This is a genomic window from Vibrio eleionomae, assembly GCF_009874545.1.
Lineage (GTDB): Bacteria > Pseudomonadota > Gammaproteobacteria > Enterobacterales > Vibrionaceae > Vibrio > Vibrio nitrifigilis.
Genome location: NZ_WEKT01000029.1, coordinates 16423 through 35460, shown reverse-complemented (window position 1 = coordinate 35460; position 19038 = coordinate 16423). Strand labels below are relative to the sequence as shown.

At 44.9% G+C, this 19038-nt stretch carries 16 protein-coding genes; 5 read left to right on the top strand and 11 right to left on the bottom strand.

What is annotated here, in order from left to right; all coding sequences use genetic code 11:
• Positions 1 to 52 precede the first annotated feature (52 nt).
• From gbdR to glyA, 8 genes are all read right to left on the bottom strand, one after another.
• Positions 53 to 1186 carry a choline metabolism transcriptional regulator GbdR gene (gene gbdR / locus F9817_RS14740; RefSeq protein ID WP_161156875.1) on the bottom strand — a complete coding sequence of 378 codons (1134 nt, stop codon included), beginning with the start codon at positions 1184 to 1186 and terminating at the stop codon, positions 53 to 55.
• A 338-nt stretch (positions 1187 to 1524) separates the two neighbouring features.
• Positions 1525 to 2904, bottom strand: a complete 1380-nt coding sequence (locus tag F9817_RS14735; RefSeq protein ID WP_161156873.1) for an L-serine ammonia-lyase — start codon at positions 2902 to 2904, stop codon at positions 1525 to 1527.
• A gap of 168 nt (positions 2905 to 3072) precedes the next feature.
• The gene (purU, locus tag F9817_RS14730; protein WP_161156871.1) at positions 3073 to 3942 is read right to left on the bottom strand and encodes a formyltetrahydrofolate deformylase; all 870 of its coding nucleotides are present in this window, start codon (positions 3940 to 3942) and stop codon (positions 3073 to 3075) included.
• 57 nt (positions 3943 to 3999) lie between these two features.
• Positions 4000 to 4668, bottom strand: coding sequence for a sarcosine oxidase subunit gamma (locus F9817_RS14725; RefSeq protein ID WP_161156868.1), 669 nt, complete (start codon positions 4666 to 4668; stop codon positions 4000 to 4002).
• Positions 4661 to 7681 carry a sarcosine oxidase subunit alpha gene (locus F9817_RS14720; RefSeq protein ID WP_237476261.1) on the bottom strand — a complete coding sequence of 1007 codons (3021 nt, stop codon included), beginning with the start codon at positions 7679 to 7681 and terminating at the stop codon, positions 4661 to 4663. The genes F9817_RS14725 and F9817_RS14720 overlap by 8 nt, the downstream gene beginning before the upstream one ends.
• Entirely contained in the window at positions 7678 to 7980 is a 303-nt protein-coding gene (locus F9817_RS14715; protein WP_161156866.1) for a sarcosine oxidase subunit delta, read from the bottom strand. Before F9817_RS14715 ends, F9817_RS14720 begins: the two co-directional genes overlap by 4 nt.
• A 15-nt stretch (positions 7981 to 7995) precedes the next feature.
• Positions 7996 to 9249, bottom strand: coding sequence for a sarcosine oxidase subunit beta family protein (locus F9817_RS14710; RefSeq protein WP_161156865.1), 1254 nt, complete (start codon positions 9247 to 9249; stop codon positions 7996 to 7998).
• Between the two features lie 28 nt (positions 9250 to 9277).
• Entirely contained in the window at positions 9278 to 10543 is a 1266-nt protein-coding gene (gene glyA, locus F9817_RS14705; protein WP_161156863.1) for a serine hydroxymethyltransferase, read from the bottom strand.
• Between the two features lie 367 nt (positions 10544 to 10910).
• On the opposite strand from glyA, the gene F9817_RS14700 reads away from it, so the two are divergent.
• Complete coding sequence (locus tag F9817_RS14700) at positions 10911 to 13292, top strand: glycoside hydrolase family 3 C-terminal domain-containing protein (protein ID WP_161156861.1); 2382 nt, start codon at positions 10911 to 10913, stop codon at positions 13290 to 13292.
• A 567-nt stretch (positions 13293 to 13859) separates the two neighbouring features.
• The gene (locus F9817_RS14695; RefSeq protein ID WP_161156859.1) at positions 13860 to 14591 is read left to right on the top strand and encodes a helix-turn-helix transcriptional regulator; all 732 of its coding nucleotides are present in this window, start codon (positions 13860 to 13862) and stop codon (positions 14589 to 14591) included.
• A 143-nt stretch (positions 14592 to 14734) separates the two neighbouring features.
• Here F9817_RS14695 and F9817_RS14690 read toward each other — a convergent pair whose 3' ends face one another.
• Entirely contained in the window at positions 14735 to 15160 is a 426-nt protein-coding gene (locus F9817_RS14690) for a MarR family winged helix-turn-helix transcriptional regulator (protein WP_161156857.1), read from the bottom strand.
• Positions 15161 to 15362: 202 nt separating this feature from the next.
• On the opposite strand from F9817_RS14690, the gene F9817_RS14685 reads away from it, so the two are divergent.
• The 3 genes from F9817_RS14685 to F9817_RS14675 are packed head-to-tail and all read left to right on the top strand — an operon-like array spanning position 15363 to position 17636.
• Complete coding sequence (locus F9817_RS14685) at positions 15363 to 15926, top strand: non-oxidative hydroxyarylic acid decarboxylases subunit B (RefSeq protein ID WP_161156855.1); 564 nt, start codon at positions 15363 to 15365, stop codon at positions 15924 to 15926.
• 34 nt (positions 15927 to 15960) lie between these two features.
• Positions 15961 to 17400, top strand: a complete 1440-nt coding sequence (locus F9817_RS14680; RefSeq protein WP_161156853.1) for a non-oxidative hydroxyarylic acid decarboxylases subunit C — start codon at positions 15961 to 15963, stop codon at positions 17398 to 17400.
• Positions 17400 to 17636, top strand: a complete 237-nt coding sequence (locus tag F9817_RS14675) for a non-oxidative hydroxyarylic acid decarboxylases subunit D (RefSeq protein ID WP_161156851.1) — start codon at positions 17400 to 17402, stop codon at positions 17634 to 17636. Before F9817_RS14680 ends, F9817_RS14675 begins: the two co-directional genes overlap by 1 nt.
• Before the next feature lie 83 nt (positions 17637 to 17719).
• On the opposite strand, the gene F9817_RS14670 is transcribed toward F9817_RS14675, so the two are convergent.
• On the bottom strand, positions 17720 to 18532 hold the full coding sequence (locus F9817_RS14670) for an FMN-binding protein (protein ID WP_161156849.1): 813 nt from the start codon (positions 18530 to 18532) through the stop codon (positions 17720 to 17722).
• An 11-nt stretch (positions 18533 to 18543) separates the two neighbouring features.
• Entirely contained in the window at positions 18544 to 18996 is a 453-nt protein-coding gene (locus F9817_RS14665; protein ID WP_161156847.1) for a copper chaperone PCu(A)C, read from the bottom strand.
• Positions 18997 to 19038 lie beyond the last annotated feature (42 nt).

Here is a 19038-nt window from a genome sequence, read left to right as displayed (position 1 = left end):
CGAAAAAAGCGCCGCCACTAAGGACGACGCTTTTTAACAGCTTAACTATGCGTTATATGGAGACTGAGCCGTACGTAGGCTCATTTTGAGCTTCGAAAAGTGCCTGTGATGAACGCCATTGCGGCATCGTTTCATCAATCATTGGAATCACATTAGTATTGGTTAACACTGGCATCGGTCCATGAGTACTTAAAACGCCACCTTGTGAACCAATACGTTCAGTTTTAGGCGAAATACCAATGTGCAAGCGATAACACTTACTAAAGTGAGGCGAAGAGACAAATCCACAAGCAGTAGCGATATCGATAATCGACATCGTGGTTTGCCGTAAAAGTTGACGAGCTCGATACAAGCGTAACTTGAGGTAATATTTTGAAGGGGAACACTGCAGGTATTTTTGAAATAACCGCTCTAGTTGACGGCGAGATAATCCAACGTAAGAGGCTAGCTCATCGAGCTCGATCACTTCTTCAATATTGGCTTCCATTAACGTAATGGCTTCCACTAATTTCGGCTGAGCGGTACCTAACATATGTTTCAGTGGGACTCGTTGGTAATCATTTTCACCACGAACCCTATCACAGATGAACATTTCTGAGATGCTGGCCGCTAACTCACGTCCAAAATCCTTTTGGATCATAGTGATCATCATCTCCAATGGTACTGAACCACCACTACAAGTCATGCGATCACGATCAATCACAAACAGATGATTTAAGCAATTCACCCGTGGATGTCGCTCTTGCAAAGTGGCTAAACATTCCCAATGTACGCTACACTGGTAACCATCCAGTAGGCCCGCTTCGGCCAAAAGATAAGGCCCAGTGCAAACACCACCCAGGCGAACATGCTTACGTGATAGCGATTGCAACCAACCAATTTGGCGACGCGTATAACTATGCACAATGTTCACGCCACCGACTACAATTAGCGTGTCCAAAGGCGGTGCATCACTCATCGCCGTATCAGGATTGACCGTAATCCCATCACTCGCTTTCACCTTGTTACCATCTTCACTAATAACGTACCAATCGTACAACGTTTTACCGGTTAATTGGTTTGCCATCCGCAGTGGATCCACGGCAGAGGCAAGCGCTAACATAGTAAAATTATTCAGCAATAAAAAACCGATCCGGTTCACTTCCCTTTTGGGTTTTTCATCAGGGGCATTGATTGATTTTGACATGACGCACTCCATTGCATTTGAAGATTGTTGGAGATTTATTTTAGGTAGACTCTCGATGCTTAATTTTTAGCCGTTGAGCTCAATCTGTTTTGCAATTAATGCGCCCAATATTTACTCTTTATTAAATTTTTGTTACCTATGCAATCAACTACACAATATTCAGCAACTTGTTATGGACAGTCTGAAAATTATGTTCAGTCGTTTCCATTCTTCTATCCTAATTTGAGCCAATTTTCACCAAAATAATCCCTGTAGGTAGCACCAAATTTGCTCAATTGCACCGTTATGCAACAATGCATTATATTTCCCAACACAGCTGTAACCATCACTCACATTCATTAACACTCAATGGCATTAACGGCTAAACCACCACGGGAGGTTTCTTTGTACTTATCTTGCATATCTCGACCAGTATCTCGCATAGTTCTAATCACTTTATCTAACGAAATGAAATGTTGTCCATCACCTCTTAATGCCATATTCGCTGCGTTAATTGATTTAACAGCAGCAATCGCGTTACGTTCAATGCATGGAACTTGAACCAATCCACCAACAGGATCGCAAGTTAGGCCAAGGTTATGCTCTAAGGCGATTTCCGCCGCATTTTCAACTTGCTCTGGCGTGCCCCCTAACACTTCCGCTAACCCTGCAGCAGCCATTGCACTAGCCGAACCGACCTCGCCCTGACACCCCACTTCGGCCCCTGAGATTGAGGCATTCATTTTACACAGCGAGCCCACCGCGGCTGCCGCAAGGAAAAATGTCACCACATCTTTTGGCTTTGCATTCGCATGAAAACGCATGTGATACATCAGCACCGCCGGAATAATACCCGCGGCACCATTGGTGGGAGCGGTGACCATACGTCCTCCCGCGGCATTTTCTTCATTCACCGCGAGAGCAAATAAATTGACCCAATCCATGCCACTTAAAGTGGAATAAATCACATCATGTTCAGAGGCTTGTAATAGCGCTTGATGCAAAGAGGCCGCGCGGCGTTTTACCTGTAAACCACCAGGCAAAATTCCCGTATTTTCAATACCGTTAGCAATGCATTCTTGCATTACTTTCCACAATTGATAAATGGATGCTTTAACATCTGACTCGCGACATAGTGCTTGTTCATTGTGTAATACCACATCACTAATTCGCAGCTGATGTTTCGTGCAAATGTCTAGCAACATCTCACCACTACGATAAGGATAAGGTATATCGACCATTATGGGCTCTTGATTCGTATGGGCAATATCCAGCTCATCAAGCACAAACCCACCGCCAACAGAATAATAGGTTTTCTGTTTAAGCTCTCTGCGCGTTGAATCATAGGCAGTTAACGTCATGGCATTAGGATGATAATCCAGTACTTGCGGATCAAAGATAAGATCCATTTGCCAATCAAAGTGGATGGTTCTCTTATTGGCTAGCATTAATGAATGGGTTTCTAGGACAGCTTGAATGGCAGGATCAATCAGGGCCGGTTCAATCATGTCGGGTTGATAGCCCATTAACCCCATGATCACCGCCTTATCGGTGCTGTGACCGACACCCGTTGCACTTAACGATCCAAATAGCGTGATATTCACCGCTTCAACTTGTCCAAGCAGATCGGCTTTTTGCAGCTCTTGGACAAAAAGATAGGCCGCTTTCATCGGTCCAACGGTATGGGAGCTTGACGGACCAATTCCCACTTTAAACAAATCAAATACGCTGATGTTCATAACAGCTCCAAAGAGTTAATGCTCACACCTAGCGATTATTGAATAAGCGGCGTTACCTTTAGAGCTCTGAAACGACATTTGCACCACTAATGTCGACCCTTTTCGCGACCAGTAAAAGAAATGGGAGGTTTACCCTCCCATTGCTAAGTGATCGATCCTTTATCGAGGTTAATTATCAAACACAACGGTGCGTTTTCCACTTAAAAAGACTCTCTTTTCAACGTGATAACGAACCGCATTAAAGAGGGTAATTCTTTCTATATCTTGCCCTTTAGAGATCAACTGTTCAGGATACAGTGCGTGATTAACCGTCTGAATTCCTTGGGTAATAATCGGTCCTTCATCTAAGTCATTATTCACATAGTGCGCGGTAGCACCGACCATCTTAACACCTTTTTCCCACGCCTGATGATATGGGCGAGCCCCTTTAAATCCAGGTAACAGTGAATGATGAATATTGATCGCTTTACCATCCAGTTGTTGGCACATGGATGGAGAAAGCACCTGCATATAGCGAGCAAGTACTGTTAAATCAATACGATATTCAGCAAGTAGCCCGAGAATCTGCTGCTCCTGTTCCAATTTCGTATCAGGTGTAATCGGTAAATGGTAGTAGGGAATATTATGCCATTTAGCCAGAGGCTCGAGATCAGGATGGTTAGAGATGATCACGGGAATATCAATATTGAGCTGCCCAGTTCGAACACGGAACAGAAGATCATTAAGACAGTGATCGTATTTCGATACCAGTATGGCAACACGCTCTTTCTTGGCTGCTGGGGAAAGAGCCCAAGTCATATCAAATTCAGCGGCCCGCTCGACAAACTCATCGTTAAAGTGAGCAACGGAGAAATCAGCACTCGGCGGCGTAAATTCGATACGCAGAAAGAACATCCCTTGCACTCGGTCATCAAAAGAATGTATTTCGTTAATATAATTCCCTGATTCCGCCATGTATCGAGTCACTACATCGACCGTTCCGAGCTGGCTTGAACAACTGCCAGTAAAAATCCAAGTTCCAGAATGGGTGGTCTGCATATAACCTGCTCCATAAAAATAAGCCGAGCAGTGTGAAGTAGCCGCTCGGCTTCTTTATTATTTTTCAATCGTGAGGCCGAACTCTTTGCTGGCATCTATCAACCAACGCCAGATGTAATCCGCAAAACTGCGTCTGACAATTAAACGCCACTGATTTTCACCGCAGTGGTAGAACGTTGCGGAGCTTTTCGCTAACAACGAACCCGCGACTTTGCCGACCGGAAAAGAATTAGGATGAACATCCAACGAGGTACTCTTTTTTAGCACCTCAACAACGTTTAATCCCGTTAACTCAATCACGGTTTGTCCACCACTTTGATTCACAATAGAAAAATGACCGGTTAGCTTCTCGCGAAGCGCGACTTCAATGTCATACAACATATCTGCTGATGACAGCACTAGCCATTCATCGGGACTCAACCACAAGATACTGGTCACATCATTGGCAGCGGTCGTCAACGGTTTAGTCGGCAGTGCCAACCCAAGAACATTAGTGACACCTTCAACAAATACCTCATTATCGGCATTGCCGCGAATAATCAAATGTCCCATCAGAGCAAGCTCTTTGATCACAACACCAGATTGGCGAGTAGCAGGCTGCACGATTCCCTTTTTTTGACTATCAGAAATAGGCGATTGAGCTGGCGTTTCTGAATATTGATCCATCACGGCAACGAGGGTTGTTACTGGTGTTAATTTCTTTTCAGGTGAAAGTACATCAGACATGTTGACGCTCTCCTTCTGGGTCAAAAAAGACTTGGCTACAGATTTCGGCTTCGATAACTCGGCCATCAACTAATGGGTAATACACCTTTTCCCCCATGCGATTTTGACCATCAATAATGAATCCCATGGCAATACTTCGGTCTAAATTCGCGCTCCAATAACTTGAACTCACATGACCAAGCATGGTCATTGGAATGGGTTGATTGGGATTAGCTACCGCTTGAGCGCCTTCTGGCAAAATCACCTTGGGATCTAGGGTTTTCAAACCAACAAGTTGTTTTCGAGCGGAGCGTGCATTAGCCTCAAGCGCCATACCCCGTTTGCCAATAAAACTAAAGGGCTTGTTTTTGCCAACACACCACGCCATTCCTAAATCATATGGAGTGACGGAACCATCGGTATCCTGACCTGTGATAATAAAGCCTTTTTCAGCACGCAGAATGTGCATAGTTTCGGTGCCGTATGGCGTAAGTTGATACTTCTCGCCATGCTCAAAGAGTTTATCCCACACATATTGGGCGTAATTAGCTTGCACGTTAATTTCAAACGACAGTTCACCCGTAAAGGAGATACGAAATACCCGAGCAGGCACTCCGGCCACTTTACCCTCTTTCCAATCCATAAACTTAAAGGTATCACCACTGAGATCGATGTCGGTCAGTTCTGCCAACAGCTTGCGGCTGTTAGGACCGCCCAATGTCATGGTTGCCCAGTGATCGGTTACACTATTGAAATAAACTTCTAACTCGGGCCATTCGGTTTGATGATAAAGTTCAAGCCATTCAAGCACATGAGCAGCACCACCGGTGGTTGTGGTCATGAGAAAATGGTTCTCGCCTAGACAAGAAGTCACCCCATCATCAAAAACCATTCCATCTTCACCACACATTACGCCGTAACGGCATTTACCTACCCCCAACTTAGCCCAAGCATTGGAATAGATGCGACCGATAAATTCTCGCGCGTCCTTCCCCTGAATATCGACCTTGCCCAGCGTAGAGGCATCAATAATACCGACGCTTGAGCGCACGGCTTTACATTCGCGATTGAGCGCTTCTTGCATGGTTTCACCTGCTTTAGGGTAATACCAAGGACGTTTCCAAAGGCTCACATCTTCAAATTTTGCCCCATGTGCTACATGCCATTCATGCATCGCGGTATAACGCAGCGGATCAAATAGTTCATCACAGTTACGCCCAGCAATCGCACCAAAGGTTACGGGAGTATAGTTGGGCCTGAAAATGGTGGTTCCTGTCTGTGGAATGGTCTGCCCTAACTTTTTGGCGGCAATGGCCATACCATTGATATTACCCATTTTCCCTTGATCGGTACCAAAGCCTAACGCGGTATAACGTTTAACGTGTTCAATCGATTCAAACCCTTCTAAGGTTGCCAACTCAATGGCCGCAGCAGTTACGTCGTTCTGATAATCTACAAATTGCTTTGGAGCACGCGAGGTGGGCTTTGTGTGCGGAATATGGAATAGAGCCATAGGTTGCCCCACCTTAGGAGATGACACTTTAGGACAGCTCATCACACTGCTAGCAAAATTGAGGCGTTTCACAACACTCTGGCCAACTTCAAACCCTTGTTCGATAACCTCTGCGAGAGTCTGCAATCCATTGATTGAACCTGCAGTAAGCTGTCGTTGAATGGTTTCTCCAGGCACAAACCCAATCGCTTGTTCATCCCAGACTGGGCGACTACCAGAGTGACAAGACAAGTGGACAACAGGGCTCCAACCCCCCGAACTTGCGACGGTATCACAAGCGATAATTTCCGATTTTCCAATAACTTGGTCACCCGCATCGTTGAGCTTAGCAACCACAGCGCCTTGAACGCGCTTCGTTCCTGTCACATCGATAACGGCACTGCCTGTAATGATTTTGATCCCAAAGGCTCGCGCCTTATCAATCAAATCCCCCGACACACTTTGGCGTGTATCGACAATAGCACTAACGGGCTTACCCGCTGAGAACCAATCAAGAGCGGTTTGATAGGCACTATCGTTAGTCGTCATTAGTACAAGACTAGAACCGGGTATAACAGCATAACGATTGATATAAGTAGCCACAGCAGAAGCAAGCATACAACCCGGAACATCATTGTTACCGTAAACCAATGGACGTTCATGCGCGCCAGTGGCGAGCACAACCCAATTAGCTCGGACACGATGAATGCGCTGGCGAGCTTTGTCACGCCCGACAAAATCGGTGAGATGATCGGCTAAACGTTCATGAATGGTTAAAAAGTTATGATCGTGGTAGCCATTAACCGTCGCACGATTGAGCATCGTCACATCTGGATAACCCGCCAGCTCTTCGATAGTGTCAGCCACCCAATCCAGCGCTGGCTTACCATCAATCACTTGGTCGCCACATAATAAACTACCGCCGAATTCATTCTGCTCATCAGCGATAATCACTCGCGCGCCAGCCCGGGCAGCACACAAAGCGGTCATTAACCCTGCTGGCCCCGCCCCCACGATCAACAGATCACAATGTTGGTTCATATGATCATAGATGTCCGGATCGGCTTCGGTTGGTGAACGTCCCAAGCCTGCTGCTTTACGAATATACTTCTCATACGTTGGCCACATTTTGGCAGGTGACATAAAGGTTTTGTAGTAAAAACCTGGAGGCATTAGTCCCGCGCCTACCTTACCAACTAGTCCCATGACATCAGATTCAACATTAGGCCAACCGTTGGTTGAAGTGCAAACCAAACCTTCGTACAACTCTTGTTGAGTTGCACGCACATTAGGAATTTGGGTGGCCTCTGTTGCGCCCACTTGTAAAATCGCGTTTGGCTCTTCAGGACCGGCGGCGATAATTCCGCGTGGACGACTGTATTTGAAGCTACGCCCGACGATATCGATACCATTCGCCAATAAAGCAGATGCAACAGTATCGCCCTCAAAACCCTGATATTGTTTGCCATTAAAGGTAAAACTGAGTGGTTTGGCGCGTTCAATACGTCCACCAGACATTAATCGATTGGGTTGACTCATCATTCCACTCCTTGGGTCGATTCTTCAGCGGGTTGGGGCTTTTCACCCATTTTGTACACCTGCTTAATTTCATACGTCGCGGTATCACGAGCGATATTGAAATACTTACGGCATCCTGCCGAGTGGTGCCACATTTCGTGATGAAGCCCCTTTGGGTTAGTACGAAAATGGAGAAACTCACCCCATTCTTTATCACTGCAATTATCAGGGTCTAACGGACGCTCAAGATGTGCTTGGCCGTGGGGATGAAATTCCTCTTCACTACGCATTTCTTGGCAATAGGGACAATAAATATGAAACATTTTGCTCTCCTTAGCTTAGTGTGCGACCGCAGACGCGCCGTGCTCATCAACCAGTGAACCATCATGAAAGCGAAACATTGAGAACGGTTTCGCCAACTCATGCAGTTCCCCTTTTGCTAGCGTTGCGGCAAATACATTGCCAGACCCTGGCGTTGCCTTGAATCCACCCGTTCCCCAACCACAATTGAAGAACAGATTATCAACGGGGGTGTCGGTGATAATTGGGCAAGCATCATTGGTGGTATCAACAATCCCACCCCATTGACGGTTCATACGTACCCGACTAAATATGGGGAACATTTCCACAATGGCTTGGATAGTGTGTTCAATCGTAGGATAAGATCCACGTTGACCGTAGCCGTTGTAGCCATCAATACCCGCACCAATGACCAAATCGCCTTTATCCGATTGACTGACATAGCCGTGTACATGATTAGACATAACGACAGTATCGAAGACGGGTTTGATCGGTTCAGAAACGAGGGCTTGTAGGGGGTGAGACTCTAACGGCATTTCGAAGCCCGCGCGTTTTGCCATGACGCCTGAATGTCCAGCGGTAACACAACCAACACGATCGGCTTTGATCACGCCATGGCGATCGGTTTTCACCCCAACTACCGTGCCATCTTCAATTTCAAAACCTAACACTTCCGTCTGTTGAATTAGATCAACCCCCATGCTGTCCGCACCCCGAGCAAAACCCCATGCGACCGCATCATGACGAGCGATACCAGCACGCGGCTGCCATGATGCTCCCATCACCGGATAACGGCGATTTTGTGAAATGTCCATCGCAGGGACAATTTCTTTTACTTGCTTGGCATCCAACACTTCGCCATCAATGCCCTGCATACGGTTGGCGTTCACACGTCGTTCAATATCACGCATATCTTGTAAGGTATGACCTACGTTCAAACAGCCTCGCTGAGAGAACATCACGTTGTAGTTCAAATCTTGCGATAACCCTTCCCAAAGCTTTAAAGAGTGTTCAAAAAGATTGGCGGCCTCATCCCATAAGTAGTTTGAGCGTACAATCGTGGTATTACGCGCGGTGTTACCGCCCCCTAAATACCCTTTTTCAATCACTGCAACATTGGTGATACCGTGTTCTTTCGCAAGATAATAAGCCGTTGCTAAGCCGTGACCACCGCCGCCAACAATGATGACGTCGTACTTTTTCTTCGGCTGTGGATTTCTCCATAGACGCTGCCAGTTTTCGTGATAACCAAAGCTATGTTTTAACAGCCCAAATCCCGAATAACGTTCCATAATTGTTCTCCTAGTTTCCTTTCCGGGCTTAGCGGTACACAGGAAAATCTGCGCATAACGAGATGACCTGAGACTTCACTTGTTGGATTTTTTCTTCCAATAATTCATGGTTATCGAGGACATCAAGAATGTCAGCGATCCAACCGGCCAGCAGAGTGCACTGCTCTTCTTTAAATCCACGGGTCGTTATCACTGGGGAACCGATACGTAATCCAGAGGTGACAAACGGTGATTGAGGATCGTTAGGTACGGCATTTTTATTCACGGTAATGTTAGCGCGACCTAATGCGGCATCGGCGGCTTTACCGGTTAATCCTTGCTTAACTAAACTTAATAAGAACAAGTGGTTATCTGTACCATTGGAAACAATGTCATAGCCACGCGCAGCCAGTATTTCAGCCATAGTTTGCGCATTGATAATGACCTGCTGCTGATAAGCAACGAATTCTGGTTGCAGAGCTTCTGCAAAGGCGACCGCTTTTGCCGCTATCACATGCATTAAAGGCCCACCTTGCCCACCTGGGAACACGGCCGAATTTAATTTTTTCTCTAATTCAGGGTTTTCTAGAGCCAAAATTAGCCCACCCCGAGGTCCTCGCAGGGTTTTATGAGTTGTGGTTGTGACGACATCAGCCCATGGCACGGGATTGGGATAAAGTTTCGCGGCGACAAGCCCAGCCACATGCGCCATATCGACAAACAGATAAGCATCGACTTTATCCGCAATTTCTCGAAATTTAGCCCAATCGACTTTACGTGAATAAGCAGAGAACCCAGCCACAATCACTTTAGGCCGATGTTCTAACGCGAGCTGTTCAACTTGAGCGTAATCGATCTCGCCTGTATCAGGTGTGATTCCATATTGAACCGAGTTGTAGATTTTGCCGGAAAAACTCACTTTTGCTCCGTGAGTGAGGTGACCACCGTGATCTAAACTCATCCCTAAAATAGTGTCACCAGGTTGGCATAATGCGGCATAGACAGCAGAGTTCGCTTGTGAGCCGGAATGCGGTTGCACATTTGCATAGTCGGCACAAAAAAGACGGCATGCCCGCTCCATGGCTAATGTTTCAATTTGGTCGACATATTCGCACCCACCGTAGTAACGCTTCTCTGGATATCCTTCGGCATATTTATTAGTTAGCACGGAACCTTGAGCTTCCATAACCCGAGGACTTGCGTAGTTTTCTGACGCAATCAGCTCGATATGTTCCTCTTGACGCGTCGCCTCAAGTTGCATTGCCTGCCATATTGCGTCATCGAATCCCTCAATCGAATCGTCTTTTGTAAACATCTTATCTCTCCATGCCGACGTTGTTATTGCCGTCGTTTTCTCCCTTGGTGTAATTAAGATGTTATAGACAGAGCCATTCGGAGAACTGTTTATTAGCGTCTAGGGAAGGTCGATTTGCGACATAATGAAGTCACGATTCTCCAGAGCCTCAAGCGTTTACTCGAACGAGCATTTGTTTGATTTTACTTCCAGAACATACGATTTCACCGAAAAGCAAAAAACTGCCACCCCACAGCACAAAAATCGCGTATTAACTGGTCTACAGTCAGCTTGAGATAGCAGTTAGAGGGCGCTGCTATTCATGAACCATCACCTCTCTACCCCTCTGACATAAATTATTAAAAATCAAATAAATAAGGATAGAACAATGAAATCTGTCACCTCACTATTTCCGCTTAGTGCGGTCGCTGCAGCACTTGCCTTGGCATGTTCTCCAGCGGTTATAGCGGCTCACCATTCTGATCATGGACAGAAAGTGACTCCCGAAATGTTAGCCACCCAAATCGTCAAAAAAATGAGTATAACTCAACGGCTCACGATCCTAGTTGGCCCCGGTTACGGCTACGATGGCAACAATGCATTAAAAACGGTTGAAGGCACTGCTGGATACATTAATGGTCTTGCTGATGAAGATAATGGCATCAACCTTCCTGCCGCCGTGCTGTCTGATGGCCCAGCTGGGATTCGTATTGATCCTACTCGCGATGATGATTCCGGAACCTATTACGCAACCGCTTTCCCGGTTGGCACTTTACTCGCGTCTAGTTGGGATACCGCACTCGTTGAAAAAGTAGGTGAAGCGGTCGGAGAAGAAGCGCGTGCGTATGGCGTTGATTTTTGGCTAGCCCCAGGAATGAACATTCAGCGAAATCCACTTAACGGTCGAAATTTTGAATATTTTTCTGAAGACCCTCTGGTCGCTGGGAAAATAGCCGCGGCAGAAACGCTAGGGGTTCAATCGCAAGGGGTTGGCGTCACCATCAAGCACTTTGTGGCCAATAACTCTGAAACCAATCGAATGAACGTGGATAATATTATTTCACCTCGTGCGCTGCGTGAAATTTATTTACGTGGGTTTAAAGATACCGTTGAAACAGTACAACCTTGGGCGTTAATGACGTCCTATAATAAAGTAAATGGAACATATACATCGCAACATCATGATTTAATTACCGATATCCTGCGCAATGAATGGGGATTTAAAGGATTAGTGATGAGTGATTGGTATGCCGGTGACAGCGCGTTAGACCAAGAAAATGCGGGCAACGATCTGTTGCAACCAGGCGGCACTAATTCAGTCAGCGGTGAAGAGCAGTTGAGCGTCTTAGAAAAAGCCTACTCAGCAGGTACGCTCACTGAAAAAACCATTACTGAAAATGCGATTCATATCGTGACGCAAATGATCAAAACCCCTTCATTTATCCAAGAAACACCAAGTAATTCACCGGATTTAGATGCACACGCAACGCTTTCCAAACAGGCAGCAGAAGAAAGTATGGTGTTGTTGAAAAACGATGCTTCTACATTGCCTCTTTACAGTGGTCAAACCGTCGCATCATTTGGTATCGCTCAATACACGACCCGTAAAGGCGGAACAGGTAGTGGGGATGTGCACAGTGAACACACCATCAACATTGCAGATGGGTTAGCGGCAGAATTTACAGTGGATAGTACTTTAGAAGATCTCTATAGCACTTGGTATAGCGAAAATAGAACCGAGGATACAGACTCTCTGGGCATCAGTACGATTTATTACTGCGATGAACCAGAGCTCAGTGACGACCAAATTACTCGTGCAGCTAAAACCGACAGTGTTGCTGTTATTAGCCTATCGCGCTTGTCTGGCGAAGGTTCCGACCGCACCGATACTGAAGGTGACTACTTGCTTTCTACCAATGAAACCGATCTTATTAGCCGAGTTTCTGAAGCATTCCATGCTCAAGGGAAAAAAGTGGTCGTGATTCTAAATGTACCGGGCGTGATAGATACTGAATCCTGGAAATCCGATGTCGATAGTATTCTCCTTGCTTACATGCCAGGCCAAGAAGCCGGCACCGCTATTGCCGAAATTCTCGCAGGTGTGACAAACCCGAGTGGGAAATTGGCACAAACCTTCCCTAAATCATATTCTGATGTACCATCAGCTGACTCCTTTGATGGTGTTGATACAGATGACGATGGCACCATAGATACTAACTATTATGATGATGGCATTATGGTTGGTTACCGGTATTACAGCAGCAATGATGTCGACGTTTCTTACCCATTTGCTTATGGCTTGTCGTACACCAACTTTAGCTATTCTCATCCACGAGTAGTGAATAACAACGTGTCGCAGAGCAAAGAAAATGGATCGGTCGAATTAAGTGTCACAATAACCAACACCGGTAATGTAGCAGGCAAAGAAATTGCCGAAGTTTATGTAGCAGCGCCCCAAAATGGCCTAACCAAACCTAACTATGAGCTAAAAGCTTTCAATAAAACGCATACATTGCAGCCGGGTCGTCGTCAAACCTTGGACTTTGTAATTCCTACCCGCTGGTTAGCCAGCTTTGACGCAGCAAACAACCAATGGATCGTCGCATCCGGTAGTTACAAGGCTTACATCAGCCCATCATCTGATATTTCTCAAATCACCCCGGTCACATTTAGAGTTAATCGTCCGATCGTGATACCAACCACTGCAAATGCCATGGCTCTGCCATCAGGAATAAGCGTGACCGCAACGGGAGGTGTCGTCACACCGTAATAATATATCATCCAATAACCTCAAGGCGCTGACTCAGCGAAAATGTCCTCACGGTTCGGGAACTCATCTTGAGGTTATTTGGATATAACTATGACTAAGCTCTCGTTTTCATTTTTTAATAACTATTTTGATTTTATCTTGAAGGAATTGCGGGCTTAGTCATAAATCCAAACGCCCTATTTGTTGTTCTCTTCAATTCGTTATAAATTTATTTAACAACAGGATAAACAATAATAAATAACGTTTACCAATAACAGGAGAACAGTGGTGGGAAGCTGTGCTAATTGGATCGCAATCGATATTTTAGATTATCTAAAACAACGAGGAGTTCGACCTGAAATTATACTGTTACATTCTGGAATAACGACCGACGAATTAGAATGTAATAATGGCAGACTTAACCAGCAACAGTATTGGGCATTTTTAACCTCTTTACTAAATTATAAATCCTTATTTTATGAATACTTAATTGAACAAAGGCATTCTCCTGAAACAATTCACTTTGTGTAGCAACGTTATCCTGAGTTAATTGGCCTGTGTTTAAATAGCCCTGATGTCGCCACAGCCTTGCAAAACTTTGTTGAAAATCGTGTATTGATTGAAGATACTAATCGCCTAACACTACAATATTGTCAGAATTATTGGCAAATAGAATTAGATAATGAACAACCTGATAATATTCTAAGTTTAGGTGCAATAAGCAACTTTATTCTCATCTATAATTTATTAGGATTTTATTGCCAAATCCCACATGTAAAAATAAACATTAGTCACGTTCCTTCAAGTTATCAGCATCATTTTAATCAATTTTTTAACGATCAATGTGAATATAATCATCACACCCAATCAATGTTAGTTTATAAAGATTCATTAACCATAAAAAACTCGCAGTTTAATCATTCTTTATACCAACTACAAAAAATAGAAATTAAAAAGAAATGCTTTACCAATAAAGCCTCGGAGCCATGGGATAGTATTGTTGCCGAACTGGTGGAAAAGCTAATAGAGCAACCAGTACCAACCACTAATAGTCAGTTATTAGTAAAAGTATGCCGCCAATTAAATATTAGTCGATGGACACTCAACCAACGTTTACAACACAATCACACTCACTTTACCAAAGTGGTGCATCAGGTCAGAATTAAAAAGGCCTGTGATTTATTGATTAACACGAATCTACCGATGTTGGAAATAAGTCAGCGTTTAGGTCTATCTTCTCAAGCGGTATTTTCTCGGTTATTCAAATCGTCACTCAATTGTTCTCCTCTCGTATACCGTCGCTGCCATCAAGATACTTAATGATATTGGCATTCATTTCGTGATTAAACTTGACCTGCTCAATGATAGCGCCCTGAAATCTACGTATTGAGGGAATTGGAAAACCAAAAGCATAGAAATGGGGGATCATTGTAGAGAAGCTCCCCATTATCTAAAGAGTCTCATTATGCGCGATGTTTAGGCGTAACTAACTTTTTCAGCAAACGAATAAATTCATCGTGCTCTTCTTTCGTTAAACGCTCAAGGTAAACATCATCGACATTATTGGCTATCGGCGTTGCTTCATTGAGCAACTCTTCACCTTCGGGAGTTAAAAAAACAAACCGGCGACGTTTATCTGTCTCACTTTGCTCGCGACGAATTAAACCACGCTTTTCCATTCGTCCTAACATTTCGGCCAACGTCGCTTTTGTTGTGACAGAGGCATCCATCAATTCTACCTGCTCAATACCTGGTTGGTCTGAGACAGCTCGCATTACAGAATACTGTGGTTTCGTTAGACTAGGCATGCCACGCTGCCAACTTGCGGTATGTTCTTGAAACAACTTACGCATAAGGTGAAAAGCAACATGGTCTAATTTGGAATACATATTCTTTTACAACTCATCGATTATTGATAACTATCAACACTCTATCATAAGTTTCACAAAAGAGTGGTAGCCTAACTAGAAATGTGAGCGTGGACAGAAAAAAGTTCGTGCACGATCTATTTTTGTATTCGACCTATTGCATTTAATTGATAGATAGCATAACTTACCCTTAAAGTTCGTACACGAACATTAAGGGTGTTCTATGAAACTTATAGTAGGAATAACCGGTGCTACTGGTGCACCGTTAGGAGTATCACTGTTGCAAGCGCTCAATGAGATTCCAGATGTAGAAACACATTTGGTTATGTCGCGCTGGGCAAAAACAACGATTGAATTAGAAACACACTACACAGCTCGAGAAGTTGCAGCGCTTGCCGATGTCACCTACAGTTCATCAGATCAAGCCGCGGCCATCTCTTCCGGTTCATTTAAAACTGACGGTATGATTATCATCCCTTGCAGCATGAAAACTCTCGCAGGAATTCGCGCTGGCTATGCCGATGGATTAGTGGGACGAGCCGCAGACGTGGTGCTAAAAGAGAATCGTAAACTCGTTCTTGTACCACGTGAACCCCCTTTGAGTACCATCCATTTAGAAAACATGCTCGCCCTCGCCGAAAAAGGCGTCACCATGATTCCTCCGATGCCTGCTTGGTATAACCATCCAGAAACCATCGATGATATTAAAAATCATATTGTTGCCCGCGTATTAGACCAATTTGATCTCGACTTTCCTAAAGCGAAACGCTGGCAAGGGCTCTCATAACGAATCGATTTATCACTTATTTAAGGAGTACATAATGGCGTACGATGATTTACGCAGTTTTCTGCAATCATTAGATGAGCAGGGACAACTGCTACGAATCTCAGAACAAGTCAAAGCAGAACCTGATATTGCTGCCGCAGCCAATGCGACTGGGCGAATCGGTGAAGGCGCCCCCGCGATTTGGTTTGACAATATAGAAGGCTTTACCAACGCACGCGTCGCCATGAACACCATTGGATCTTGGGAAAACCATGCCATTTCAATGAACTTGGCACCGAACACGGCGGTTAAAGATCAAATCGCTGAGTTTATTCGCCGCTGGGATAATTTCCCTGTTGCTCCAGAGCGTCGCGATAATCCACCATGGGCTGAAAATACCGTTGATGGTGACGACATCAACCTATTCGATATTCTGCCACTGTTTCGTTTAAACGATGGTGATGGCGGTTTCTATCTCGATAAAGCGTGTACCATTTCTCGCGATCCACTAGAGCCTGATAACTTCGACAAGCAAAACGTTGGCATTTATCGCCTTGAAGTCAAAGGTAAACGCAAACTGGGTTTACAACCGATTCCAATGCATGACATTGCGATTCATCTAAACAAGGCTGAAGAGCGTGGCGAAGATCTCCCAATTGCAATTACGCTTGGTAACGAACCGATGATCACTTTAATGGGAGCCACACCATTGAAATACGATCAATCTGAATATGAAATGGCTGGTGCACTGCGTGAAAAACCTTACCCAATCGCGACTGCCCCATTAACAGGGTTTGATGTCCCATGGGGATCCGAAGTGATTTTGGAAGGGGTGATCGAAAGTCGCGTGCGTGAAATTGAAGGCCCATTTGGTGAGTTCACTGGGCACTATTCAGGCGGTCGAAATATGACAGTCGTGCGTATCGATAAAGTCTCTTATCGTACTAACCCTATTTATGAATCACTCTACCTCGGCATGCCTTGGACCGAAATTGATTACCTAATCGGGCCTGCAACCTGTGTGCCTCTCTACCAACAGCTGAAAGCAGAATTCCCTGAAGTACAAGCGGTTAACGCTATGTACACGCATGGCCTTCTTGCCATCATTTCTACTAAGAAACGTTTTGGTGGTTTCGCTCGCTCCGTTGGTCTACGAGCCATGACTACGCCCCACGGCTTAGGTTATGTGAAAATGGTGATCATGGTGGATGAGGATGTTGACCCGTTCGATCTCAAACAAGTGATGTGGGCGATGTCTTCAAAAGTGAACCCTGCTGGCGATTTAGTACAACTACAAAATATGTCAGTACTAGAGCTAGACCCAGGCTCTTCACCTGCGGGTATCACCGATAAATTAATTATTGATGCCACCACTCCTGTTGCTCCAGACAATCGCGGTAACTACAGCCAACCAGTAAAAGATTTGCCTGAAACCAAAGAGTGGATTGGTAAATTACAAGCGATGATTGCTAAACAAAAACAGGAGAATAAATAATGATTTGTCCACGTTGCGGTGAAGACCATATTGAAATACTGGCAAAATCTCCCGTACCTGATGTGTGGGAAGTCTACCAATGCCAACACTGTTTATACACTTGGCGTTCTACTGAACCTGCGCGTCGTACTGACCCTGACTTATTCCCTGCAGAATTCAAAATGACCCAAGCAGACATTGATAACGCCCCCACTGTGCCATCGGTTCCACCGCTGTTGCCAGAGCACGAACGTTAATCTTTGCCCGCCAAGTTTGCCCTTGAGCTTGGAATAGTTCACTAAATTCATGATGAAAAAGGCAGCTCACGCTGCCTTTCTTCTTATAGATGGGCTTGCTTTTGAATCTTCTCTAATAATGGAGCAAAGCCGTTTTGCCCCATCCAATCATTAATCAAATTCTGCACACTATTACTGGTGTTGGTTGCGCCAGAAATACCATCTATCGCATGGTCATCCAAAGACGCAGGATGTTTAGATATGACCTTAAACACAGGCTTACCTTGTTGGTAAATCTGTTTACCGTGAAACTGTGCTAACCACGTTTGATCCGTCATGATATGACCGCCTAGTGAAGGCGTTTCGCCTTGCTGATAAAAAGCGATGTTATCAATGTGCCAATCATGGATGTCGAGGGCGATAAAACCTTTTAACTGGGATAAATACCCTTCTCCTTCAATAGGAAATACTACTTTATCGATGGCACCTTGCGGCTGTTTTACTAGGTAAATGAGGGCTTGGTCTGGTCGTTTGTTCATTCCTGCAAACAGCTGACCATCAGCCATTGATGTGAGCGTTAATTGATGTGATTTCTGCCTCTGATGAAACGCCTCAATCGCTGCTTGATTTTCTGTTACCGACGCTTGTTTAAAATCCACCAGCACAGGCTGCAGATAAGTATGCATAATCTGCTTGGCACTAGCGTGGATTTGTCCTAACCCCGCGACATCAAGCAAGGTTCGGCGTGGATCTTTATGCACGATTTTGCCACTGTCTTTGATATGTTGTGCCCCATCACTGCTAATAACCTGTTTTACCTCTTTGGGTGCAGAAGAATGACTGTCATCAAAACAGCCTGACAACAACAATACAGACGGCAAAAAAAGCGAACTTATTACGGTTTTATAAGGTTTCATCAGCCGCCTCCTTAACGTAAATGCATTGGTGCAACGCGAGCAATCACGGGCACTTTACCTTGGTTGGTCATTAACGTCAGCGAAACCAGTTCGCCCTTTTTGAGTGGGTGCTTAAATCCCATTAACATCACATGCGCGGTATTGGGTGTCATGGCCAATTGTTGATGTGGGCCAATAATCAGATGCTTGACCATAAACATGACGCGTTTACCGCCTTCAAATTTGGTTTTATGCAACATGATCTGTTTGAACTCTTCACCGACTACTTTATTAATAATCAGAGGCTTATCTGACCGATTGTAAATCGTCATTTTTGAGCCAGTCGCATGTGCCCCCGCTTGCGGTAGAAAGATTTCTGCCTGACCGACTTCGATCTGATGAGCCGTTGGCGCAGCAAAAGACGCCATGGAAACAAGAGAGAAAAGCAGCACACTAATCTGCTTTAACCAAGAACAACGAGTCATGAATGATCCTTTTTATAAATTCTACTTAATTGAATCAGCAGG